Source organism: Stenotrophomonas sp. TWI273, assembly GCF_039674765.1.
Lineage (GTDB): Bacteria > Pseudomonadota > Gammaproteobacteria > Xanthomonadales > Xanthomonadaceae > Stenotrophomonas.
This window is the reverse complement of record NZ_JBDJOA010000002.1, coordinates 307,467-321,596: the sequence shown is the minus strand read 5'-3', so window position 1 is coordinate 321,596 and position 14,130 is coordinate 307,467. Positions and strand designations below refer to the sequence as shown.

Below are 14,130 nucleotides of genomic sequence, written 5' to 3'. Positions count from 1 at the left end.
TTTTCTCAATACTGCGCCAATGCTCAGCCAACACTTTCTCTTCTTCTTCGCGATGCTGGGCGCCTTCAATGGCATCGTCGCGGCGTCGGTATTGTGGTGGCGCGCCAAGGGCGAGCCCACGCAGCGTTGGCTGTCGCTGCTGATCCTGATGGTGGGTGTGCGAACGGGAAAATCCGTGGCCTTCCACTTCTGGCCGGATATTCCGCTGGTCGTTCTCCAGCTCGGGCTGACCGCCTGTTTCCTGATCGGCCCCTGCCTCTACTTTCTGGTGCGCTCCAGCCAACGGGAGACTGCCGGGACGGACACGAACGGCCGGTGGCACCTCGCCGCGCTGCTGGTGCTTGCCGTGGCAGTGAATGTCCTGCTGCCGTACACCCGCAATATCGAGCTGTGGCGGTACGTCATCACGCCGGGCATCAACTATGCCTGGCTGGGCTATCTGCTGCTCACCACCGTGCAGGTGTATCGCCACCGCGCCCGGCTGCTGTCCTCGCCGTCCGCCCCGCTGCTGCTCGGCGCGCTGGCGGGCATCTGGATCATCTGGATCGCGTACTACACGGCCGGTTACACGTCCTATATCGTCGGCGCGCTGTCCTTCACCTTCGTTCTGGCGGTGAGCGTTCTGGTCGGGCTCCGGCTGCGCTCGGGCCGGGCGCCGATCGAGCCCTATCAGGACCGTCGAATTCCCGCGTCCGACGCCGCCGTTCAACTCCGGGCCCTGGCCGAGCTGATGGCGCGCGAGCGGTTGCATCTGGACCCCGCCCTGACCCTGCCCCGCCTCGCCCGCCGGCTTGGCATGCCCCAGACCCGGCTGTCGCAGCTGCTCAACGACAACAACCAGACCTCGTTCAAGCAGTACCTGACCCAGCTGCGGGTGATCGAAGCCAAGGCCATCCTGCAACAGCAGCCTCCCAAGCCGCTGGATATCGTGGCGCAGGAAGCGGGCTTCCAGTCCATGTCGACCTTCTACAGCGCGTTCAAGAAGTGCGAGGGCGTCACCCCGGCGGCCTACCGCACGGCCGCCACACACTCCTAGAATCGATTCCCGCACTCCGGGAAGGCGCTGCAATACATTGATTTGAAAGCGATTGGATAGGGTGCTGGCTCCTTACTGCGAGTCAGTGCCATGCAGACGTTACGTACCATCGCCACCTTCGTATTGCTCCTGCTCAGCGTCTGGCTGGGCGGTACCTGCACCACCGACGCTGCGCCGCGGAGCACCGTCCCCGCGGCCGTGGGGCAGCCCGCTGGCGGCCAGCAGGACCGCATCCTGTTCATCCTCGCCAGCGCCACGGTGCATGGAACCTCCACGCTCCCGGCCAGCGTCAGCTTTGGCGAGGTCGTGCATGCCTGGGATGTCTTCCATGCCGCCGGCTATGCGGTGGACTTCGTATCGCCCGACGGCGGCGCCGTACCGATTCTGGATGACTACGTCAGCGACGACGTGGCGCACCGTCTGGACGATGCCCGGATCATGCGCGGGCTGCGCGGCACCGTCACCCCGGCACAGATCGATCCCACGCAGTACCGGGCGGTGTACTACGTGGGCGGCAGCAATGCCATGTACGGGGTCGCCGAGAACGTGGCGCTGCAGCGCATTGCCATGCAGGTCTACGAGGGCAACGGCGGGGTCATCTCGGCGGTCTGCCACGGGACGGCCGGCATCGTGAATCTCCAGCTTGCCGGCGGCCAGTACCTGGTCTCGGGCAAGCGCATCAGCGGCTACCCCGAAGAGCACGAACGCCAGGATGCGCCGTACTTCCACCAGTTCCCGTTCCTGATCCGCCAGACCGTCGTGTCCCGCGGCGGTGCCTTCCGGACGGTGGAAAGCGATGACCCGCATGTCGAAGTCGATGGCCGGCTGGTGACCGGGCAGAACTATGCCTCTGCCACGCCGGTGGCGCAGGCCGTGGTCGAGGCGCTTCGCGTCCACACCGTGCAGGCGTCCAACCAGGCAGCCGCTCAACCCTGATCTCCCACACACCACACCCCTGAGGAAACACCATGAAAGTATCGATTCGATCCGTTGGCCTTGCCGCCAGCCTGTTCCTGCTGCTCCCCACCTCGGCCATGGCGCAGAGCACCGATCGTGAGGCGGTGGACAAGGTCATGCAGACCTTCATGCGCGCCTACATCACTGCCGACAACACGTTGGCCAAGGACGTCTTCCGGGCAGACGGCGTGATGATCGGCTACTCCGAAGCCCGTGGCAGCGCGCTGCAGATGCGGACCGGGGAACAGTTCGCAGAAGGCTTCAACGGCACGCCGGCGGCCAACGAGGCCCAGCGCAAGCGCCGCTATGAAATCGTGGACATGGCCACCAATCTGGCCGCCGTCCGCGTGATGCTGGATTACCCCGGCTGGGACGGCGTGGACTACGTGGTCCTGCTCAAGACCGATGGCCAGTGGAAGATCATGAGCAAGTCCTGGACCGGCCAGATCAAGCCCTGAGCCGGACCTGGCGGACGTGAAACCATCGCGTCCGGGTGCAGCCCGGACGCGATGGCCGCCCCGCACCCTGCGCCGGTGTCAGTCGGCGCTCAGGTTGCTCCTGAAGAACCGCGTCAGTGTCTCGAACGGAATCAGGTCGGCGCGATCATAAAGATCCACGTGTCCAGCACCGGGAACGATATGCAGCGCTTTGGGCTGCCCGGCCAGCGCGTAGGCCTTCTGGCTGAACTCCAGCGAGTGGGCCTCGCTGCCGGCGATGAACAGCATCGGGCGTGGCGAGATCGTCTCGATGTCATTGAACGGATAGAAGTTCACGAAGCGGACTTCGCTGGTCAGCATGCGGTTCTGGGTGGTCTCCAGCGTGCGGCCCTTGGGAATGGCGATGCCACGCGGGGTACGGTAGAACGCCCAGAACTCGCGGGTCACGGGATCGGCATCGGCGGGCAGCTGGATGGGAAGATAGTCGAGGAAGATTCCCTTGCCGGTGGTGAACTCGGTGTAGCGCTGCTCGGCCGCCTTGGCCAACATCGCCTTGCGCTGTTCCAGCGACACCGACTGGCCCAGACCGTTGCGCGTCACGTCGCCCATGTCATACATGCTGACCGTGGCAATGGCCCGCAGCCGCGGATCCATCTTGGCCGCGCTGATGGCGAAACTGCCGCTGCCACAGATGCCGAGCACACCGATACGCGCGCGGTCGATGAAGTCGCGGGTCCCCAGGTAGTCCACTGCGGCACTGAAAGCTTCGCTGTACATCTCGGGCGCGACCAGATTGCGCGGCTCGCCTTCGCTCTCTCCCCAGAAGGGCAGATCGATCGCCAGGGTGACGAAGCCCTGCTCGGCCAGCTTCTGCGCATACAGCATGGAGCTCTGCTCTTTGACCGCCCCCATCGGGTGGCCGACGATCACCGCGGCCGACGCGGTGGCGTTCGATGTCGCCTTGGGCCGGACGAGATTCCCCACCACCTCCATGTGGTACTGGTTCTTGAAGGTCACCCGTTCAACGGTGACCGTGTCACTTTTGTAGAAATTGTCTGCACCGGTAGGCATCGTGGCTCCCAGGGTCGTGAAGGAACTGGCGGCCAGCGCCAGCAGCAGGGCAAGTCGTTTCATGAGAGGTACTCAGTGAGAAATGCAGGGCGTTGGTAGGCCGGACCCACGGTAGCCCTCCGCAACCACCGTGATTAGCCGGGGGAATGTGGAAGGCGTGCTGAGCTCTGCTCACAAATCGTGGTGTTACTGTGGGCATCGCGCCCGACTCCTGATGCGGAATCAGCAATGGCTGTCCTGAAAACCAACGATCTGCAGGCGTTTCTGGCCGTCGCCAGGGAGCAGAGCTTCACCAAGGCCGCGGCACGGCTCGGGGTCTCTGCGTCGGCGCTGAGCCACACCCTGAAACAGCTCGAGGCGCGCCTGGGGGTCCGGCTGCTGGCACGGACCACGCGCAATGTCGCGCCCACCGAAGCGGGCGAGCGGCTGATGCGCTCGATCGGCCCGCATTTCGACGCCATCGGCGAGAGCGTGGATGCGCTCGGCGATCTCCGTGACCGCCCCGCCGGCACTCTTCGCATCACCTGCAGCGACGATGCCATCGAGATGGTGATCCGGCCCAGGCTGGCGACCTTCCTGGCCGCGTACCCGGACATCACGCTGGAGTTCTACGTGGACTACGGATTCACCAACGTGGTCGAGGAACGCTTCGACGCGGGCATCCGCCTGGGCGAGGCGCTGAGCAACGACATGATCGCCGTCCGCATTGGTCCGGACTGGCGGCTGGTGGTAGTGGGCTCGCCTGCGTACTTCCAGCGCCATCCCAAACCCCGTACGCCGTACGAGATCACGGGGTTGCCCTGCGTCAACATCCGTCACCGGCCCGCAGGCAGCATCTATGCATGGGAGTTCGAAAAGGACGGCAAGGAATTCAGCGTCAAGGGAGAGGGGCAGCTGGTGTTCAACAGCATGTTCCATGTCATCAATGCCGCCGTGGATGGCATTGGACTGGCGTATGTGACCGAGGATCTTGCCGCGCCCTACCTCGCCAGCGGCCAGCTGGTGCAGGTACTGGACGAGTGGTGTCCGCTGTTTTCCGGCTACCACCTCTACTACCCCAACCGCCGGCAGGGATCGCCTGCGTTTGCCGCCCTCATCAACGCGCTGCGCCATCCCGCACTATGACGTGCGGGTGCGCGCGGTAAGTGCCGCCAGCAGCGAACCGGCAAGCAGCACCGCCGCGCTGACGATGAAAGTCGCGCGGTAGCCACTGCCGTCGAAAAGCAACCCGCCCACCGTGGAACCCAGCGCGATGGAGAGCTGCACGACCGCCACCATCAGCCCGCCACCGGCCTCGGCATCATCGGGCATGGACCGGGCCAGCCATGCCCACCAGGCGACCGGTGCAGCCGTCGCCACCAGGCCCCAGGCAGCGAGAAGCACGAAGGCCATGCGGCTGGAGTGACCGAAGACGGTAAGCCCCAGCGCGATGACGGCCATGACCAGCGGGATGATCATCAGCGGCAGGTAGACGCTCTTCCGGATGCATCCCCCGATGAGCACGGTGCCGATGAAGCCGGCCACCCCCAGCGCGAGCAGCAGCATCGACAGCATGCCCACGCTCACATGCGTCACCGTTTCAAGGAACGGGCGCAGGTAGGTGAACAGCATGAACTGACCGCTGAAGAACACCCCGACGGCGGCCATCCCGCGCAGCACGAGCGGGCGCCGGAGAACAGCGAAGATGCTGCCGGTCGCCTGGCGAGGCGCCGGCTTCAGGGCAGGAAGACTGATCCATTGCCACACCAGTGCGATCACGGCGATCGGCAACAGGCACAGAAAGGCGCCGCGCCAGCCGATGATGCCGCCGAGGTAGCTGCCCAGCGGGGCTGCCACGACCGTCGCCAGCGCATTGCCGCCATTGAAGACGGCGAGCGCCTTGGGCACGCTCGCGGCCGGTACCACCCGTATCGCGATCGCGGCCGACATCGACCAGAAGCCGCCGATGACCACACCGATCAGCGCGCGCCCGATCATGTAGACCGGATAGCTGGGGGCGAGGCTGACGATGACACCGGAGATGCCCATCACCACGGTGAGCAGCAGAAGCAGTGTCTTGCGGTCGAGATCACCTGCGATGCGGGCGATGAACAGGCTGGTGATGACGGCGAAGGCACCGGAGATGGCAATCCCATAGCCGGCCCACCCTTCGGTAACGCCGAGCGAGGTGGCGATGGGCGTCAACAGACTGACCGGCATGAATTCCGAGGCGACCAGGCAGAACACGCACAGGGTCATGGCGAAGATGCCGGCCCAGTGCGCCGGCGCGGCGGCAGCGTGATGCGCGTCGCTCTGCGCGGGGAGGGAGGTGGCGACAGGGGGCATGGGGAGCACTCTCTGGAACAGGAATGGCGTTGCCGCCCTGCACAGTGCGCAGGGACGAGACAGGGACGTGGCGTTGGGCAGCGCGGACGACGCGCGACAGAACCCGGACGTGTTTTCAGTGGGCGCCATGGTGGCCCACGCCGCGGGGACTGATAAGCAGCCCCCGGGTTCATGGACTACTGAGGTTTTCTCAGTAGTGCGTCATCACCACCCCATCGAAGCGCTTCGACCAGCAGCGCGAACGCCGGCGAGTTCTGGCGGCGGCTTGGGTAGTAGAGATGGAAACCGGGAAAGGGCGGGCACCAATCCTGCATCGCCCGCATCAGCCGCTTGTCCGCCAATGCATCGGCCACGATCAGGTCCGGCACGCAGGCCAGGCCGCGGCCCTCCAGTGCCGCCTGGACGATCAGGCGCACACTGCTCAACGTCAGCCGCCCCTCCACCTGCACGTTCACGCTGCGGCCGTCCTTTTCGAACTCCCACGCATACAGCCCACCCTGGGTCAGCAGTCGCATGTTGATGCAGTCATGCACGGTCAGGTCCTGGGGCGTACGCGGCACTCCGCACCGCTTGAAGTAATCCGGGGCACCGACAACGGCCATCCTGAGCGGCGGCGTGACCGGGACCGCGATCATGCCCTTGGCCACCTGCTCGCCCAGGCGTATGCCCGCATCGAACCCCTCCGCGACGATGTCGGCCAGATTGGACTGGTCGGTGATCTCCACCCGGATGTCCGCGTAGGTATCCAGCAGAGGCTGCAGCTTGGGCCAGACCACCTGTTCGCTGGCCGGATCGCTGCTGTTGATGCGCAAGGTGCCACTGGGCCGATCGCGCAGTTCACTCAGGTCGTCGATAGCGCTGTCGATGCTGGCGAAGTGCGGCCCGATCTGCGCCAGCAGCCGTTCACCGGCTTCGGTCGGTGTCACGCTGCGCGTGGTGCGGGTCAGCAAGCGGATCCCCAGCCGCTGCTCCAGCACCCGCACGGTATAGCTCAGCGCAGCCTGCGACACCCCCATCCGCGCGGCGGCGCGGGTGAAGCTGCGCTCCTGGGCCACCGCCATGAGGGCGCGCAGGTCGTTGTAGTGTTCGCGCCGCATGGCCGCCCCATTGATAAGCCGCTTTTATAACTCTATTCGTGGCCTGCAGGTTTATCCACATAAAACGGTGCGGCACCATGGGTGCGCCCCACCTTGGGCCATCCCAGCAGGAGCACGCGATGATCACCCCGCCTTTCCCCACCCTCGCTGTCGCTGCCCGATCGCATCATCGGATGCACGGCCGACACAGCCACCGCCCCACCGTGCGAGCCGCCGCTGCGGCCCGCCCACACCACGGATATCCACATGAACACCCAGTCGGCTCTCTCCGCACGCCAACAGGCCATCCTGCCAATCGCCGCTTTCACGGCGGCCGGCGATCTTCACCGCCTCGAACCGGCCCTGCGCGCCGCGCTGGATGCTGGGCTGACAATCAATGAGATCAAGGAAATCCTGGGTCAGCTCTACGCCTATGCAGGCTTTCCGCGCGCGTTGAATGCACTGGGCACCTTCATGACGGTGGTGGAGGACCGCAAGGCACAGGGCGTCCACGATGCACAGGGCAAGGCACCGGCCACACTGCCCGCGCCGGACCAGATGCTGGCCGTAGGCACCGCCAACCAGACCCGGTTGTCGGGTCAACCCGTCGCAGGCCCGTTGTTCGCGTTCTCCCCTCAAATCGACCGCTACCTCAAGGAACATCTGTTCGGCGCGATCTTTGCGCGCGACAACCTCGACTGGGGTGATCGCGAGCTCGCCACCGTGGCCGCGCTGTCGGCCATGACAGGGACCGAGTCGCAGGTGCAGGCGCACATGCGCATCAGCCGGAACGTGGCGCTCAGCGAGGCGCAGCTGCAACATGTCGTGGCGGTGCTGCGCGACGTGGTCAGTGCCGAGGCCGCCGATCGCGCGGACCAGGCGCGGCGCGGCACGCTCGCCCACTGAACCCTGCGCAGGAGGAGACCATGACCGGCTGGATAGCATTGATGCTGACGTCCCTGATACTGGGAAGCACCGACGTCGCCGCACAGCCCATCGTGCGCATGTTCGAGCTGCACACCGACCCGGGCCGACAGGAGGCGTTCGACGCGGCCGGCCGGCGCAACATGGACGCCTCCCTGCAGACCGAGCCCGGTGTTCTGGCGATGCACGCCGTCACCGATCGCCAGCGGCCGGGCGTGGCGTACGTCTTCGAAATCTACGCGGATGCGGACGCCTTGAAGACGCATCTTGCGTCCGCGCACTACGCCGATTTTCTACGCGCCACGCAGCCGCTCATCGCCGACAAGACGTTGACAGAAACAACGCCCGTGTTCCTTGCCGAAAAGTCGGACCCTCTCTCGGTCATGCAGCGCGGCGACACGCCGGAGGTCCGGATAGTCGATGTGACGGTCAAACCCGCGGATATACCGGCATTCACCCGGATCGTCACGGCGGAGATGCGCGAGTCCATGCGGATCGAACCGGGCGTCCTGGCGATGTATGCCGTTACACGGCAGGAGCATCCGGAGCAGTGGATCTTCTTTGAGATCTACGCCGATGCCGCTGCCTATGACACCCACCGGCAAACGCCCCACTTCAAGGACTATCTGCAGCGGACCGCAGAGATGCTGGTGGACAAGGGGCACAGCGAGGTGAGCACCATCGCATTGAAGAGCCGTGGCGGGATGTCGTTCGATGCGACCCGCGTGCCCTGAGAGGAGGGCTTGGTTGTCCTGCCATGCGATGAACAGGCGCCACAGGCTGCAACCGCCGTGCCGCCGACGCCAGGCGGCCAACATCCATCTGCCACAACGGTCCCGCACAATTTTCAAACAACCGCTTGAAACACGCGTAACTTCGTCGAACTGGACACGATCCACCAGTTCCGCCAGACTCCGCCCTTTCCTGTTGTTCGGCACCCATGGCGAAACTGCTGGTCCTGCATGGCCCCAACCTCAACCTGCTCGGCACGCGCGAGCCGGGGGTCTATGGGCACACCACGCTGGCGCAGATCGACCAGGCCCTGCTGGCCCAGGCGCAGGCCGCCGGCCATGCCCTGCAGAGCCTGCAGTCCAATGCCGAGCACGTGCTGGTCGATCGGGTGCAGGCCGCCCGCGATGACGGCACCGCCTTCATCCTGATCAATCCGGCCGCGTTCACTCACACGTCCGTGGCCCTGCGCGATGCGCTGGCCGCGGTGGACCTGCCCTTCATCGAGATCCACCTGTCCAATCCGCACGCGCGCGAGCCCTTCCGCCAGCACAGCTATTTCAGCGACAAGGCGGTCGGGGTGATCTGTGGGTTCGGGGCGGACAGCTATCGCTATGCGATGGATGCAGCGCTGACCCGGTTGGCGGCTGCTTCGGCGTGATGACCCTGCCGCGTGTCCTGGCCAGCGTCGCGCTGTGGGGCTGCCTGTGTGGCGCCGCCAGTGCCGCTGATCGCAGCGCGGAAGGCATCGACTGCGCGCAGCCGAGCGGCACCATGGAATCGGATCTGTGCGCCTCGGATGGGGCCAGCGAGGCCGATACCGAATTGAACGCGGTGTACGCCCAGGCGCGCCAGCAGTTGCGCCGCCAGGCGGCCGAAGGCGCCTGCACGCACTGCGCCGATGCCGAAAAGCAGCTGATCCTGGCCCAGCGCGCGTGGATGCAGCTGCGCGACCACGATTGCGACGCGGTCTACGCCTTCAACGCCGATGGCACCTCGCGCAATGGCGCGCAGATGCACTGCCTGACCACCCTCGCGCGCGACCGTACGCGGCAGCTGCGCGATTTCTACGAATTGCTTTGACCCGAGCGCGCCGCGCTTCCCACCACTGACACCACGAGCCAAAGAGGCCCCTATGGATCTCCGCAAAATCAAGAAACTGATCGACCTGCTGGAAGAGTCGAACCTCGCCGAAATCGAAATCAAGGAAGGCGAAGAGTCCGTGCGTCTGTCGCGCGCGCCCGTCTCCGGCTACGGCATGGTCCAGGCCCAGCCGCAGATGATGATGGCGCCCGCACCGGCCCAGGCCGCTGCCCCGGCGATGCCGATGCAGTCGCCGACCGAAGCCTCCACCGGTGGCACCGCCAAGGCCGGCAACGCCCTGCCGGATGGCCACGTGCTGCGCGCGCCGATGGTCGGCACCTTCTATTCGTCGTCCTCGCCGGACAAGCCGGCCTTCGTGTCGGTCGGCCAGGCCGTCAAGGCCGGTGAAACGCTGGCGATCATCGAAGCGATGAAGATGTTCAACCCGATCGAAGCCGATGTTTCCGGCACCATCGTCGCCATCCTGGGCGAAAACGGCCAGCCGGTCGAATTCGACCAGCCGCTGTTCGTGATCGGCTAAGGATTAGTCCATGCTCGACAAAGTCGTTATTGCCAACCGAGGGGAGATCGCGCTGCGCATCCTGCGCGCGTGCCATACCCTGGGCATCCGCACGGTGGCTGTGCATTCCACGGTCGACCGCAACCTCAAGCACGTGGCCATGGCCGACGAGTCGGTCTGCATCGGTCCGGCACCGTCCTCGGAGAGCTACCTCAACATCCCGGCCCTGATCGCCGCGGCGGAAGTCACCGACGCCCAGGCCATCCACCCGGGCTACGGCTTCCTGTCGGAGAACGCCGACTTCGCCGAGCGCGTGGAAGAGTCCGGTTTCATCTTCATCGGCCCCAAGGCCGACACCATCCGCCTGATGGGCGACAAGGTGGAAGCGATCCGCGCGATGAAGGCCGCCGGCGTGCCGTGCGTGCCCGGCTCGGGCGGCCCGCTGACCGACGACATCGTGGCCAACACCAAGATCGCCCGTGAGATCGGCTACCCGGTCATCATCAAGGCCTCCGGTGGCGGTGGCGGCCGTGGCATGCGCGTGGTGCATGCCGAAGCCTCGTTGAAGGCGGCGATCGAGACCACCAAGTCCGAAGCCAAGGCCGCTTTCAGCAACGATCAGGTCTACATGGAGAAGTTCCTGGAGAATCCGCGTCACGTGGAAATCCAGGTGCTTGCCGATGGCCAGGGCAATGCCATCCACCTCGGTGAGCGCGACTGCTCCATGCAGCGCCGCCACCAGAAAGTGGTGGAAGAAGCGCCGGCACCGGGCATCACCGCCGAGCTGCGCGATGAGATCGGCAAGGTGTGCGTGGAAGCCTGCATCCGCATCGGCTACCGCGGCGCGGGTACCTTCGAGTTCCTGTTCGAAGACGGCCGCTTCTACTTCATCGAAATGAACACCCGCGTGCAGGTGGAACATCCGGTGACGGAGATGGTGACCGGCATCGACCTGGTCTGCGAGCAGCTGCGCATCGCCGCCGGCCAGAAGCTGACCATCAAGCAGAGCGACGTGGTGCTGACCGGCCACGCGATCGAGTGCCGCATCAACGCCGAAGACGCTGAAACCTTCGTGCCGAGCCCGGGCCAGATCACCGCGTTCCATCCGCCGGGTGGCCCCGGTGTGCGTGTGGATACCCACATCTACAGTGGTTACCGCGTGCCGCCGAACTATGACTCGATGATCGGCAAGCTGATCGTGCACGGCCCGGATCGCGAGACCGCGATCGCGCGCATGCGCGTGGCACTGAGCGAGCTGGTCGTGGACGGCATCAAGACCAACGTCGCGCTGCAGCAGCGCATCATGCGCGACAAGGGCTTCCAGGCCGGTGGGCAGAACATCCACTACCTGGAAAAGCGCCTGGCCGAACGCAAGAACAAGTCGATCGCGTTGACCTGATCGGTTGATTCACGCGTCACGTTGGACAGCAGAAAGGCGGGGATCTCCCCGCCTTTTTGTTTGCGCGAACCGGGCTGCCGGAGGGCACAAACCCGGTAGAGCCAACCCATGGTTGGCTGACGTGCTTACGGCTTGGCGGTATCAGCCGCGGTGACCTGCGAATGCTTCACCGGCTCCACGCCCAGCGACGAGGTCGGATCCACGATCACCATCGTCTCGGTGGACCCGTCCGGCCACACCACCTGGAAGGTACTGCCGGTGGGCAGCGAAGCGAACGGCATGCCACTCTGCGCGCGATACACCGCAGCGACCTGACTGGCACCGGCACGACGCACTTCGGCATCGGCCTTGACCGAGGTCAACTGCACTTTGGACAGGCTTCGGTAACGATCGTCATAGGTGTCGATCATCACCAGACCCACTGCCCCGGCCGAGTAAGCGACAAACAACGCCACCCAGAACCAGAATTTCGCACCGTGCAGGATTCGACGGTAATTCATCGCCCATTCCTCTGCTTGACCAGCTCTTCAACCAACACGTTCATTTTCCCCGCACCTTGCCGCGATACCGCGGCGTCATACACAAAAGTGGCAAAGTCCTGCCCACCGTCCTGCGAACAGATCCCTCCGTTCGCGCAGAAATTATTCATCAGCACACTGTCGGGCCCGCACGCCATGCCCAACTCGCAGGCCGCCAGCCGCCAGGCGAGTTCGCTGAACTGATCGCCGGCCACCATGCCGCTCATCGCACTGTCGCCGCTGGCGCGCTGGCCCATGCCCGGCGCCAGTGCCATGAAGGCTTCCGGATCCCGCGACTCCATCACCCGCTCGACCAGCCCGCGACGATAGGCCGGAGCGGTTTCCAGTGGATGACCTTCGGCGAACAGCGAGGCCTCGGCCGCCAGGTTGCCGGCCTTGGCGGCCTGCAGGCGCTGGGTCAGGATCAAGGACCGGCCCAGATTGTCGCTGCTGACGAAGCCGGCGCAGCGGCGCGAAACACGCTCGCGCGCGGTCACCATCGACACGGACGCTTTCATGCCCAGCCCGGTCAACACGTCGTTGTCGAGCTGGTAGCCACCCGGGTCCATGGCGTAGGTGGCGCAGTAGTCGTACACACGGCTGACCATCCACCCGGCCTCCGCATTGCCGTTGGCGGCCTGCAGCTGCAGGCGCTGCGCATACGCAAACAGATCGGTATCGCCTTCGATATCGGCGCGAAGGTCCAACGGCAGGCCGGAGGCCACGGCCGTGCCGCGCTCGCTGCCCAGCAGGCGCCGGGCGAGCTGCCGCGCTTCGGCCGGGACCGCGCTCGGCGCGCTGGCCGCCGTCGGTTCATCGCCCGGCGAGGCCACGTGCTCGGCATGCAGCACCCGATCGCCCGCGCGATAGCCCACCACCCCGAGCAACGCCAGGGCTGGCACGACCAGCAACCAGGTTTTGAGGGTGGGCACGAGCGCCATGGGCGGGACGTCAGAGGCTGTCAGCGATAGACAGCAGAAATGTAAGTTTAGCAAGCAGCCGCAACGCTGTCTGAACCGGTCGTCCGGCCGATCTTACCGGCCGGCGAGACGACCTCCCCACGGTACGCCGGGACCCGCGGGCCGCACTGGTCTAACATGCACGGTTTTCCGCCGGTCCCTGCCCCCATGCCCTTCCTGGAACTCACCCTGCACTGCACCGAAGCCACCCAGCCGCGCTATGAGAATGCGCTGGACGACGTGGGCGCGCTGGCGGTGACCCTGCTCGATGCCGATGCCGACACCAGCAACGAGCGCGCGATCCTGGAACCGGGCGTGGGCGAGACCCCGCTGTGGAACGATCTGGTGCTGACCGCGCTGTTCCCGGGCGATACCAATGCGCTGGCCCTGCTGGCCGCGCTGGATGCCTTCGATCCCGGCCTGGACTGGGCCAATGCCAGCTTCCGCGCCGTGGCCGACGAAGACTGGGAACGCGCCTGGATCGACCAGTTCCAGCCAATGGCCTTCGGTGACCGCACCTGGATCGTGCCGTGGAACCATGAACTTCCAGAAGCTGCGCAGGCCGAGGATGCCGCCGTGGTCCGCCTGGATCCGGGCCTGGCGTTCGGTTCGGGCACCCACCCGACCACGGCCCTGTGCCTGCGTTGGCTGGACGGCCTGGCCGCCGAGGGTGCGCTGGCCGGCAACACCGTGCTCGATTTCGGCTGCGGCTCGGGCATCCTCGCCCTGGCGGCGCTGAAGCTGGGGGCCGCGCGCGCGGTCGGCGTGGACAACGACCCGCAGGCGGTGCTCGCCACCGGTGACAACGCCGAGCGCAATGGGCTGCAGGACCGTGTGCAGGTCTACCTGCCGGACGACGAGCCGCAGGCGACGTATCCCGTCGTGGTCGCCAACATCCTCGCCTCGGCGCTGGATGCACTGGCCGATGTGCTGGCCGCGCGTGTCGCCCCGGGCGGCCGCATCGCGCTGTCGGGCATCCTGCATGGGCAGGAAGGCGAACTGCTGGAGCGCTATGCCCCGGCCTTCGAACAGCTGGCGGTGGCGCAGGACGGCGACTGGATGCGCATCACCGGCGTCCGCCGTGCTTGAATAGCCC

The 14,130-nt window shown here is 65.8% G+C and carries 16 protein-coding genes; 11 read left to right on the top strand and 5 right to left on the bottom strand.

The window, feature by feature from the left end; genetic code table 11:
* Window positions 1-19: 19 nt before the first annotated feature.
* The 3 genes from ABE571_RS03850 (at window position 20) to ABE571_RS03840 (ending at window position 2,451) form a co-directional block, all read left to right on the top strand.
* Window positions 20-1,036, top strand: coding sequence for a helix-turn-helix domain-containing protein (locus ABE571_RS03850; RefSeq protein WP_346493211.1), 1,017 nt, complete (start codon window positions 20-22; stop codon window positions 1,034-1,036).
* A 90-nt stretch (window positions 1,037-1,126) separates the two neighbouring features.
* Window positions 1,127-1,972 carry a type 1 glutamine amidotransferase domain-containing protein gene (locus ABE571_RS03845; protein ID WP_346493210.1) on the top strand — a complete coding sequence of 282 codons (846 nt, stop codon included), beginning with the start codon at window positions 1,127-1,129 and terminating at the stop codon, window positions 1,970-1,972.
* Between the two features lie 32 nt (window positions 1,973-2,004).
* Window positions 2,005-2,451, top strand: a complete 447-nt coding sequence (locus ABE571_RS03840) for a nuclear transport factor 2 family protein (RefSeq protein WP_121040371.1) — start codon at window positions 2,005-2,007, stop codon at window positions 2,449-2,451.
* A 78-nt stretch (window positions 2,452-2,529) separates the two neighbouring features.
* Here ABE571_RS03840 and ABE571_RS03835 read toward each other — a convergent pair whose 3' ends face one another.
* Window positions 2,530-3,564 carry an alpha/beta hydrolase gene (locus tag ABE571_RS03835; RefSeq protein ID WP_346493209.1) on the bottom strand — a complete coding sequence of 345 codons (1,035 nt, stop codon included), beginning with the start codon at window positions 3,562-3,564 and terminating at the stop codon, window positions 2,530-2,532.
* A 165-nt stretch (window positions 3,565-3,729) separates the two neighbouring features.
* On the opposite strand from ABE571_RS03835, the gene ABE571_RS03830 reads away from it, so the two are divergent.
* On the top strand, window positions 3,730-4,626 hold the full coding sequence (locus ABE571_RS03830; RefSeq protein ID WP_123730014.1) for a LysR family transcriptional regulator: 897 nt from the start codon (window positions 3,730-3,732) through the stop codon (window positions 4,624-4,626).
* On the opposite strand, the gene ABE571_RS03825 is transcribed toward ABE571_RS03830, so the two are convergent.
* Window positions 4,621-5,739, bottom strand: coding sequence for an MFS transporter (locus ABE571_RS03825; protein ID WP_346493208.1), 1,119 nt, complete (start codon window positions 5,737-5,739; stop codon window positions 4,621-4,623). The genes ABE571_RS03830 and ABE571_RS03825 overlap by 6 nt on opposite strands.
* A 263-nt stretch (window positions 5,740-6,002) precedes the next feature.
* Window positions 6,003-6,923 (bottom strand): LysR family transcriptional regulator, encoded by a 921-nt coding sequence (locus ABE571_RS03820; RefSeq protein WP_313211309.1) that lies wholly within the window; start codon window positions 6,921-6,923, stop codon window positions 6,003-6,005.
* Between the two features lie 246 nt (window positions 6,924-7,169).
* On the opposite strand from ABE571_RS03820, the gene ABE571_RS03815 reads away from it, so the two are divergent.
* The 6 genes from ABE571_RS03815 to accC all read left to right on the top strand — a co-directional run bounded on the left by ABE571_RS03815 (window position 7,170) and on the right by accC (window position 11,557).
* A complete protein-coding gene (locus tag ABE571_RS03815) occupies window positions 7,170-7,808 on the top strand; it encodes a carboxymuconolactone decarboxylase family protein (RefSeq protein WP_313219462.1) in 639 nt (212 codons plus the stop codon).
* A gap of 20 nt (window positions 7,809-7,828) precedes the next feature.
* Window positions 7,829-8,560 (top strand): antibiotic biosynthesis monooxygenase, encoded by a 732-nt coding sequence (locus ABE571_RS03810; protein WP_346482941.1) that lies wholly within the window; start codon window positions 7,829-7,831, stop codon window positions 8,558-8,560.
* A gap of 206 nt (window positions 8,561-8,766) precedes the next feature.
* The gene (gene aroQ / locus ABE571_RS03805) at window positions 8,767-9,216 is read left to right on the top strand and encodes a type II 3-dehydroquinate dehydratase (RefSeq protein ID WP_313219460.1); all 450 of its coding nucleotides are present in this window, start codon (window positions 8,767-8,769) and stop codon (window positions 9,214-9,216) included.
* Window positions 9,216-9,638, top strand: coding sequence for a lysozyme inhibitor LprI family protein (locus ABE571_RS03800; RefSeq protein WP_346462970.1), 423 nt, complete (start codon window positions 9,216-9,218; stop codon window positions 9,636-9,638). The genes aroQ and ABE571_RS03800 overlap by 1 nt, the downstream gene beginning before the upstream one ends.
* Before the next feature lie 52 nt (window positions 9,639-9,690).
* On the top strand, window positions 9,691-10,179 hold the full coding sequence (gene accB / locus ABE571_RS03795) for an acetyl-CoA carboxylase biotin carboxyl carrier protein (RefSeq protein WP_121040377.1): 489 nt from the start codon (window positions 9,691-9,693) through the stop codon (window positions 10,177-10,179).
* 10 nt (window positions 10,180-10,189) lie between these two features.
* Window positions 10,190-11,557, top strand: a complete 1,368-nt coding sequence (gene accC, locus ABE571_RS03790) for an acetyl-CoA carboxylase biotin carboxylase subunit (protein ID WP_313211321.1) — start codon at window positions 10,190-10,192, stop codon at window positions 11,555-11,557.
* Between the two features lie 125 nt (window positions 11,558-11,682).
* Here accC and ABE571_RS03785 read toward each other — a convergent pair whose 3' ends face one another.
* Together ABE571_RS03785 and ABE571_RS03780 are read right to left on the bottom strand one after the other, a co-directional pair.
* A complete protein-coding gene (locus tag ABE571_RS03785; RefSeq protein WP_313211322.1) occupies window positions 11,683-12,057 on the bottom strand; it encodes a hypothetical protein in 375 nt (124 codons plus the stop codon).
* Complete coding sequence (locus ABE571_RS03780; RefSeq protein WP_313219459.1) at window positions 12,054-13,016, bottom strand: hypothetical protein; 963 nt, start codon at window positions 13,014-13,016, stop codon at window positions 12,054-12,056. Before ABE571_RS03780 ends, ABE571_RS03785 begins: the two co-directional genes overlap by 4 nt.
* 186 nt (window positions 13,017-13,202) lie before the next feature.
* Here ABE571_RS03780 and prmA point away from each other — a divergent pair, with 186 nt between their 5' ends.
* Window positions 13,203-14,123 (top strand): 50S ribosomal protein L11 methyltransferase, encoded by a 921-nt coding sequence (prmA, locus tag ABE571_RS03775; protein WP_313219458.1) that lies wholly within the window; start codon window positions 13,203-13,205, stop codon window positions 14,121-14,123.
* Window positions 14,124-14,130: the final 7 nt, after the last annotated feature.

Excerpts from the sequence above, each read along its gene's own strand:
- ABE571_RS03850 (WP_346493211.1), top strand. The coding sequence starts at position 20 with ATGCTCAGCCAACACTTTCTCTTCTTCTTCGCGATGCTGGGCGCCTTC.
- ABE571_RS03845 (WP_346493210.1), top strand. The coding sequence starts at position 1,127 with ATGCAGACGTTACGTACCATCGCCACCTTCGTATTGCTCCTGCTCAGC.
- ABE571_RS03840 (WP_121040371.1), top strand. The coding sequence starts at position 2,005 with ATGAAAGTATCGATTCGATCCGTTGGCCTTGCCGCCAGCCTGTTCCTG.
- ABE571_RS03835 (WP_346493209.1), bottom strand. The coding sequence starts at position 3,564 with ATGAAACGACTTGCCCTGCTGCTGGCGCTGGCCGCCAGTTCCTTCACG.
- ABE571_RS03830 (WP_123730014.1), top strand. The coding sequence starts at position 3,730 with ATGGCTGTCCTGAAAACCAACGATCTGCAGGCGTTTCTGGCCGTCGCC.
- ABE571_RS03825 (WP_346493208.1), bottom strand. The coding sequence starts at position 5,739 with ATGACCCTGTGCGTGTTCTGCCTGGTCGCCTCGGAATTCATGCCGGTC.
- ABE571_RS03820 (WP_313211309.1), bottom strand. The coding sequence starts at position 6,923 with ATGCGGCGCGAACACTACAACGACCTGCGCGCCCTCATGGCGGTGGCC.
- ABE571_RS03815 (WP_313219462.1), top strand. The coding sequence starts at position 7,170 with ATGAACACCCAGTCGGCTCTCTCCGCACGCCAACAGGCCATCCTGCCA.
- ABE571_RS03810 (WP_346482941.1), top strand. The coding sequence starts at position 7,829 with ATGACCGGCTGGATAGCATTGATGCTGACGTCCCTGATACTGGGAAGC.
- aroQ (WP_313219460.1), top strand. The coding sequence starts at position 8,767 with ATGGCGAAACTGCTGGTCCTGCATGGCCCCAACCTCAACCTGCTCGGC.
- ABE571_RS03800 (WP_346462970.1), top strand. The coding sequence starts at position 9,216 with ATGACCCTGCCGCGTGTCCTGGCCAGCGTCGCGCTGTGGGGCTGCCTG.
- accB (WP_121040377.1), top strand. The coding sequence starts at position 9,691 with ATGGATCTCCGCAAAATCAAGAAACTGATCGACCTGCTGGAAGAGTCG.
- accC (WP_313211321.1), top strand. The coding sequence starts at position 10,190 with ATGCTCGACAAAGTCGTTATTGCCAACCGAGGGGAGATCGCGCTGCGC.
- ABE571_RS03785 (WP_313211322.1), bottom strand. The coding sequence starts at position 12,057 with ATGAATTACCGTCGAATCCTGCACGGTGCGAAATTCTGGTTCTGGGTG.
- ABE571_RS03780 (WP_313219459.1), bottom strand. The coding sequence starts at position 13,016 with ATGGCGCTCGTGCCCACCCTCAAAACCTGGTTGCTGGTCGTGCCAGCC.
- prmA (WP_313219458.1), top strand. The coding sequence starts at position 13,203 with ATGCCCTTCCTGGAACTCACCCTGCACTGCACCGAAGCCACCCAGCCG.